The 7326-nt window shown below is 69.7% G+C and carries 6 protein-coding genes; 3 read left to right on the forward strand and 3 right to left on the reverse strand.

The features are described from left to right. The coding region (locus AC1DZ6_RS14715) for a TonB-dependent receptor domain-containing protein (protein ID WP_477097903.1) at nucleotides 1–1993 on the reverse strand (1993 nt) is incomplete at its 3' end. 104 nt (nucleotides 1994–2097) lie between these two features. On the opposite strand from AC1DZ6_RS14715, the gene AC1DZ6_RS14720 reads away from it, so the two are divergent. Both AC1DZ6_RS14720 and AC1DZ6_RS14725 read left to right on the forward strand, forming a co-directional pair. After that, nucleotides 2098–2466 (forward strand): BlaI/MecI/CopY family transcriptional regulator, encoded by a 369-nt coding sequence (locus AC1DZ6_RS14720; protein WP_477097904.1) that lies wholly within the window; start codon nucleotides 2098–2100, stop codon nucleotides 2464–2466. Next, the gene (locus AC1DZ6_RS14725; RefSeq protein WP_477097905.1) at nucleotides 2459–3958 is read left to right on the forward strand and encodes a M56 family metallopeptidase; all 1500 of its coding nucleotides are present in this window, start codon (nucleotides 2459–2461) and stop codon (nucleotides 3956–3958) included. The genes AC1DZ6_RS14720 and AC1DZ6_RS14725 overlap by 8 nt, the downstream gene beginning before the upstream one ends. A gap of 162 nt (nucleotides 3959–4120) precedes the next feature. On the opposite strand, the gene pgi is transcribed toward AC1DZ6_RS14725, so the two are convergent. Next, nucleotides 4121–5740 (reverse strand): glucose-6-phosphate isomerase, encoded by a 1620-nt coding sequence (pgi, locus tag AC1DZ6_RS14730; protein ID WP_477097906.1) that lies wholly within the window; start codon nucleotides 5738–5740, stop codon nucleotides 4121–4123. Nucleotides 5741–5849: 109 nt separating this feature from the next. Between pgi and AC1DZ6_RS14735 the strand changes: the two genes are divergently transcribed. Beyond that, nucleotides 5850–6341 (forward strand): hypothetical protein, encoded by a 492-nt coding sequence (locus AC1DZ6_RS14735; RefSeq protein ID WP_477097907.1) that lies wholly within the window; start codon nucleotides 5850–5852, stop codon nucleotides 6339–6341. Nucleotides 6342–6489: 148 nt separating this feature from the next. Here AC1DZ6_RS14735 and AC1DZ6_RS14740 read toward each other — a convergent pair whose 3' ends face one another. Further along, on the reverse strand, nucleotides 6490–7101 hold the full coding sequence (locus AC1DZ6_RS14740; protein WP_477097908.1) for a thioredoxin family protein: 612 nt from the start codon (nucleotides 7099–7101) through the stop codon (nucleotides 6490–6492). Between the last annotated feature and the right edge of the window lie 225 nt (nucleotides 7102–7326).

Consider the following 7326-nt stretch of genomic DNA (forward strand, 5'->3'; position numbering starts at 1 on the left):
CGTCCTGGACGGTGACCACCAGCGACAGGCGGTCGTCGATCTTGCGGCGATAGCCCAGGTCGATCCCGGCCGAGGGCATCGCATAGCCCTGGGCCGTCAGGCGCTTGCCGCTGAGGAAGCCGTTGACCTGGATCAGGTCCTTGGGCGTGGCCTGCCAGCTGAGGCTGGCCCGGCCCGAGGCGGTCACCGCCGAGCGGTCGTCCGTGAAGCCCAGGTTGGATCCGTCCAGCTGCGCCCAGAACAGGTTGGAGCTGAGATTATAGGTCAGCGTCTTGCTCAGCTTGCCGTTCAGCACCAGCTCCAGGCCGCCGTTGCGGCTCTGGGCGACATTGGCTTTGGTGGTGACGAACACCCCGCCGCCGATGTCGGTGACCACGTCGCTCATCACCTTGTCGTTCTCGCGGTAGTACAGCGTGGCCATCGCCAGCAGCGGCGCCTCGCGGTACTGCCAGCCCAGTTCGAACGACCGGGTCTCCTGCGGCTTCAGGTTGGGATTGCCGATGCGGTAGTTCAGCGGATCCAGCATGAACGGGACCGGGTTCAGGTCGAACGGTCCGGGACGCTGCAGGCGTTCGCTGTAGCTGGCGGTCAGCTTCTGCCGCTCGCCCAGCGGATAAGACAGGTGCAGGCTGGGCAGCCAGTCGGCGGTGTCGTTCTCGTTCTCCTGGCCCGCGGAAGTCAGATCCAGCTGAGACTTCTCGTAGCGCAGGCCGGCCAGCACGGTCAGGTCGCCGAGGGGGCGCTCGTAGGTCACATAGGCCTGGCTCAGGGTCTGCTCGTAGAGGAACTGGTTGGTCAGCAGCGGATCGGGGACCAGCCCGTCCAGGCTCGCGCCCCGGAAGCCGCGATTGACGTAGCCGTTGTCGTCGAACTGCACGTCGAACCCCAGCTTCAGCGTCCGCCCCTCGCCCATCGGCCGGACATAGTCTCCCTTCAGGTCGGTCTGGCGGACGTCGTAGCCCAGCCGCTGCTGGTCGAAGGCGCTGGAGGCCGCCGGCAGGGTCGCGACCGTGTGGCCGGCCCGCACGCGGTTGTCGTCGGTCACGTCGTAGCTGAGCTTCAGGGTCAGCTCGTGACCGTCGGCGCCCAGGCGGCGGCGCAGGTTGGCGCTGATCGCGGCGTTGTCACGCCGCTGGCGCACGGTCAGGTCGCGTTGGTAGGCCTGGGTCGGGTTTCCCGCCCCGTCCTGCCGCGCCGTGTCGGCCAGGCTGTCGACGGCGAGGTCGAAACGGCTGAGGCGGACCTCGCCRCCGACCCGCGTCTTGTCGGTCAGGTCGTAGTCGACCGTGCCGCCGCCGGTCAGGCTTTCGAAGTCGAGCTGGGTGTTCCCCTTGGTCTCGCTGTCGAGGTCGGCCTGCTGGCGATGCTCGTAGTCGACCTGGTCGGCCGTATCCCGGCGGTAGTTGAGGTCGCCGGACGCGGAAACCTTGCCGCTGTTGTAGCCTATATTGCCGCTGATCCCGCCGCGCCCGGAATCGCCGGTCGTCAGGCGCAGCGAGCTGGTGCGGCCCGCGCCCTTGCCCTTCTTGGTGATCAGATTGATGACGCCGCCCGTGCCGTCGGCGCGGAACTCGGCGGAAGGGTTGGTCATCACCTCGACCCGGTCGATGCGGTCGGCGGGCATCTGCTGCAACGCCTGGCCGCGCCCCTCGCCCTGGAACAGGCCCGAGGGCTTGCCGTCGATCAGGATCGTCACCGACGGATCGCCGCGCAGGCTGACATTGCCCTGCACGTCGACCTCGACGGAGGGGATGTTGCGCAGGGCGTCGGCGACCGCGCCCGACTGGGCCGACAGGTCGCTCGAAAGGCTGTAGCTGCGCCGATCGATCGAGGTGCGAACCTGCGGCGCATCGGCCTTGACCTCGACGGCGCTGACGCCCGTGGAGGCCTCCGCGGCCGGCGTCTCGGGCACGGCGGCCTGAGGCGTGGGCGGCGGGGCGCTGGGAGCAGCTTGAACGGCGGCGAGCGCCGCCCAGACGAGGCCGATATACACTTGAGATCCCTTGGAAAGCCGCTGACGAACGCGTCGCAATGGCTTATGATACAGCTGTACTTTAATCGAAAATACAAATGTACTTTCGGTAATGGAGGAAGCGCGTGCGGATTTCGGGCGCCGAGAGCCAGGTGATGGAAGCGCTGTGGCGGTGCGGGCCGCTGACGCCGGACGGCGTCGTCGCGGCGGTAGGCCAGGCCCACGACTGGGCGCCGGGCACGGTCAAGACCCTGATCACCCGCCTGCTGCGCAAGGGCGCCATCGCCGGCGCGCGCGAGGCGGGCGGCTATCTCTATCGGCCGTTGGTGTCGCGCGACGACTATGTGCAGTCCGAAAGCCAGGGCCTGGTCGATCGGCTGTTCGGCGGCGAGGTGGCGCCGCTGGTCGCGCATTTCGCCCAGCACCGGACGCTGACCGCCAAGGACGTCCAGTTGCTGAAGGACCTGATCGCCGAGATCGAGGACGATGGCTGAGGTCCTGGCTGTTCTCCTGCGCGTCAACTTGGCCCTGGCGATCGCGGTCGCCGGGGTCATGGTCCTGCGCCTGCCGGCGCGCCGGCTGTTCGGGGCGCGGATCGCCTATGGCCTTTGGATCCTGCCGCCGCTGGCCGCCCTGGCCATGATGGTCCCGGCCCGGGTCGTGACCCTGCGCCTGCCCGCCCCGTCGACCGAAATCGCGCAAGCGGCACTTCCGTTCATGGCGACGCCCGCGACGACCACCCCGTTCGACGTCCAGCCGCTGCTGGCCGGGCTCTGGCTGGCCGGCCTCGTCGCCAGCCTGGCCTGGCAGACCTGGCGGCAAGCCCAGTTCGCCCGCGCCGCGCGGGCCGGGCGGGCGGGGCCAGCCGTGGTCGGGGTGCTGCGCCCGCGCGTGGTGACGCCGGCCGATTTCACCCAGCGCTATACGCCGGCCGAGCGCGAGGTCGTGCTGGCCCACGAGCGGACCCACCTGGAGCGGGGCGACCCGCTGGTCAACGCCGCCCTGGCCCTGCTGACCTGCGTGAACTGGTTCAATCCGGCCGCCCACGCGATGTCGCGCTGGCTGAAGATCGACCAGGAGCTGGCCTGCGACGCCCGGGTCGTGGCGAACCATCCCAAGGCCCGCAAGGCCTATGCCCAAGCCATGCTGAAGACCCAGCTGGCCGCCCGCCCCCTGCCGCTGGGCTGCCATTGGTCCGCCCACCCGTTGGCCGAGCGCGTGCGGCTGCTCACCCGCCCCGCGCCCAGCCGGACCCGCCGTCTCGCCGGCGCGAGCCTGACCGCCGTCCTGGGCCTGACCGGCGCCGTGGGCGCCTGGGCCGCGCGGCCCGCCGAGATCGCCGTGACCTATGCGGCGCCGCCTGTCGTCGCCGAGGCCGGCGAACGCCCTAGCCTTTCGCCGTCGTCGCGTCCGGGCGCGCCCGCGCCGCCCCGACGGCCTTCCGCACCCCGCGCGCCGGCTTCCCGGACCGAGACAGCCGCCGCCGAGCCGATCCCCGCGCCGGTCGCGCCGCAAGCCGAACCCGCCGTCGCCAGCCCGCCAGCCCTGCCCGTCGAGCTTCGCCGGATCCGCATCATCCGCGCGGCCGCCGAGCGCTCCCTGGTCCAGCCCGGCTCGGCGGTGCGCGTGGTCGCCAGAGGCCTGTCGCCGGACGGTGTCCCGCTGTGGTCGGACTTCACCGCCTTCGGCTCGCAGCGCCTCTATCGCGTGGGCGCCTACGAGCGGAGCGGCAGCCGCTATTCGATCTTCACCAGCGTGATCCAGGAGGGCGAGCGCCTGCGGGTCACGGTCAGCCTGGGCCGCGCCTTCAAGCCGGAACTGACCGGCTCGATCGAACTGGCTCCCAACCAGACCGGCGTCCTGCGCCTGCCGACCGGCCAGCCCATGGTCGTCACCGCCACCGTGCGGCCCGAGACGCCCGACGAGATCGAGGAGGGACGGCGGATGTCGGCTGAGGCGGGCGACGCGGCGGGCCGCTGGGGGTAGAGCCTTCGCGCTGCCCAACACTCCGCTGATCCCGGCGAAGGCCGGAACCCAGATCCCATAGCGGCGTATCGGGCTGGACTAGCTCTGTGCTTGAGGAACCCACCTCAAAGCCATTCCATCTGGGTCCCGGCCTTCGCCGGGATGAGCGGAGATTTGGAGGATCTAGACCTTCAACCGCCCGATCAGCGCCGTGGTCGATGGATCGTGCGAGCCCACGGCCCCGCTTTCCAGCTCGGGCAGGATGCGGCCGGCCATCACCTTGCCCAGCTCCACGCCCCACTGGTCGAAGCTGTTGATGCCCCAGATCACGCCCTCGACGAAGGTCTTGTGCTCGTAGAGGGCGATCAGGGCGCCGAAGGTCCGGGGCGTCAGGCGCTCCATCAGCACCAGGGTCGAGGGGCGGTTTCCGGCGAAGGCGCGCTGGGGTGCGAGGGCTGCAATTTCGGCTGCAGCAACGCCCTTGGCGGTCAGCTCGGCGACCACGTCCTCGGTCGATCGGCCCACCATGAAGGCCTCGGCCTGGGCCAGCAGGTTGGACAGCAGCTTCTCGTGCATGCCGGCCGGGCCTTCGTCGGACTTGGCCACGCCGATCAGCTCCATCGGGGTGATGTCGGTCCCCTGGTGCATGCACTGGAAATAGGCGTGCTGGACGTTGGTGCCCTCGTCGCCGAACACGACGGTGGCGGTGCCGCGCTTGGCGGGCTGGCCGTCCGGCCCGACCGACTTGCCGTTGCTCTCCATCTCCAGCTGCTGGAGGAACGAGGCCAGGCGGCGCAGGCGGTGCGAATAGGGCACGACCGAGCGGGCGCGGCGGTCCAGGCCGTTGCGGTTGAAGATCTGGGCCAGGGCGATCAGCACGGGCGCGTTCTTTTCCAGCGAGGCCGTGCGGAAGTGCTCGTCCATGGCCGCCGCGCCGTCCAGGAAGCCCTGGAACGCGTCCCAGCCGCAGGCCACGGCCACCGACAGGCTGACCGAGGACCACAGCGAATAGCGGCCGCCGACCCAGTCCCAGAAGCCGAACACGCGGTCGTCGGCCACGCCGAAGGCGGCGGTCTTGTCCAGGGCGGTGGAGATGGCCGCCAGGTGGGCGTTGGCGCCGGTCTCGCCCAGAGCCTGCGCCAGCCAAGCGCGGGCGGCGCCGGCGTTGGCCAGGGTCTCCTGGGTGGTGAAGGTCTTGGAGACCACGATGACCAGGGTCTGTTCCGGATCCATGTCGGCCGTGGTCAGGGCGAACTCGGCGCCGTCCACATTGGCCACGAAGCGCAGGTCGATGCTCGGCTTGACCGGGCGCAGGGCGTCCCACAGCAGACGCGGGCCCAGGTCGCTGCCGCCGATGCCGATGTGCAGGATGGCCTTGAACGGCTTGCCGGGGGCGCCCTTGATCTCGCCCGAGCGCACGGCCTCGGCGAAGGCCTTCATCCGGGCGCGCACGGCCTCGACCTCGGCCATGATCGGAACGCCGCCGGCCTTGAAGTCGGCGTCGGCCTTGGCGCGCAGGGCCGTGTGCAGGACGGCTCGGCCCTCGGAGCTGTTGATCGCCTCGCCGCCGAACATCGCCGCCCGGGCGGCTTCGACGTCGGCCGCGTGGGCCAGGTCCAGGGCGGCCTCGAGGCCGGCCTCGTCCCAGGCCTGCTTGCTGAGGTCGATGTGCAGACCCGCGACGTCGAGGGTCAGGGCTTCCAGGCGCCGGGGCTCGGCGTCGAAGAACTCGACGATGCGCTTTTCGCCGGCGGCCTTGGCGGCGTCTTCCAGGCGGGTCCAGGCGGCGTCGAGATCGGCCATGCGGCGTTCCTTCATAGGGTTTGGTAAATCGGCGTTTACCCGGGCGGGCTTACCAAACCCCTGCCGCCGCGTCATGAAGACCAATGACGTTTTTCGCGGGGAGTGCACCATGTCCTGTGACGCCGTCGCCTTTTCCGCCATGTTGTGGTTCGCATCGTTCAGTCCGGACGCCCAGGCGGGCGCCGCGCCGGCCGTGGTCCAGTCCGCGCCCGCGCCGGCTTCGGTAGCGGGCGAGCCCCTCTTCGCCGACATCGTCAAGCGGGCCGGCGGGCTGAAGGCCCAGGCCGAGACCTATCGCCAGAGCCTGCCCAAGACCCCCGACGCCGTCGCCAAGGCCCTGAAGGACTTCGACGTCTTCCAGGGCAGGATCACCGAGCTGTCGGCCCTGGACATGAAGGGCCACGTGACCCTGAAGGAGCGCGGGGCGGTCGACGACCTCAAGTGCATCCTGCGCGGCATCAGCCAGGACCTGCCCGAGAAGCTGAAGGCCGTGGTCGAGGCCAAGACCGTCAAGGACCAGGACCTGGCCCTGCGGGACATGGTCTATCTGCTGAACGACAACGTCGAAGTGATCACCGCGCCGCCGCAGCCGGCGGCTTAGACAAAATTCCGCTCATCCCGGCGAATGCCGGGACCCAGATGGAAAAGCGATATGGCTGACGCCAAGCGCGTTGAGCCCTTCCAATCCGACTCTCCGCCATAGGATCTGGGTCCCGGCAGTCGCCGGGATGAGCGGATCTATGAGAGCCCTAAGCGTCCCGATACTTCACCGAGCACCCGTACGGCTGGCTGTAGGCCACGGCCACCTTGCGGCCCTCTTTCACGTCGCCGAGCGCGGCGGCGACGTAGTTCCTGGCCGTCTTCAAGTCCTCGACCCTGGCGCTGGGCGTGTCGTCGATGGCGCCCTCGTAGACGACCTGGCCGCCCTGATCGATGACGAACATGTGCGGCGTGGTCTTGGCCTTGTAGGCCGTGGCCACCACCCCCTGCGGGTCCAGCAGCAGGGTCGTGGGCTTGGCGCCCTTGGCGGTCATCCAGGTCTTGGCGGCCGCGCCGTCCGGGAAATAGCCCTGCTTGCCGGGCGCCGACGAGGCGATCGTCAGCCACACCACGCCGTCGGCCGCGGCGGCCTGCTGCAGGCCCTGCATGTTGCCCGAATAGTGCTTCTTCACATAAGGGCAGCCCTCGTTGACCCATTCCAGCACCACGACCTTGCCCTTGAACTCGGCCAGGGAGCGGGTCTTGCCGTCGACGTCGACGGCGGTGAAGGCCGGCGCGGGCTTGGCCAGGGCGAGCGACGGCGCCAGGGCGAGACCCGTCAAGGGCAGGGCGGCGGCGACGAGGCGGCGAGTGATCGGCATGTCGTTCTCCCGAACGTTAAAGCCCTCCGTCCCCACGATTCCACAAAACCGCGTTTCGCGAAAGACTCGCAAAGAGGGCGTGCGCGTCGCCGCACCTTCGCCATCGAGGCTTGATAAGGCGAAGCTTGCCGTCCAGAAGATCCGCCTCCTCCCGAGCAGCCTCCGCCGATCATGCCGTCGAAGTTCAAGATCTCCGCCGCGCTCGTCGCCGCCGCCGTCGTGCTG

Source organism: Caulobacter sp. P1_B12_2, assembly GCF_056406675.1.

Coding starts and splice junctions, on each gene's coding strand:
- pgi (WP_477097906.1), bottom strand. CDS start 5,740: ATGGCCGATCTCGACGCCGCCTGGACCCGCCTGGAAGACGCCGCCAAG.
- AC1DZ6_RS14725 (WP_477097905.1), top strand. CDS start 2,459: ATGGCTGAGGTCCTGGCTGTTCTCCTGCGCGTCAACTTGGCCCTGGCG.
- AC1DZ6_RS14735 (WP_477097907.1), top strand. CDS start 5,850: ATGTCCTGTGACGCCGTCGCCTTTTCCGCCATGTTGTGGTTCGCATCG.
- AC1DZ6_RS14740 (WP_477097908.1), bottom strand. CDS start 7,101: ATGCCGATCACTCGCCGCCTCGTCGCCGCCGCCCTGCCCTTGACGGGT.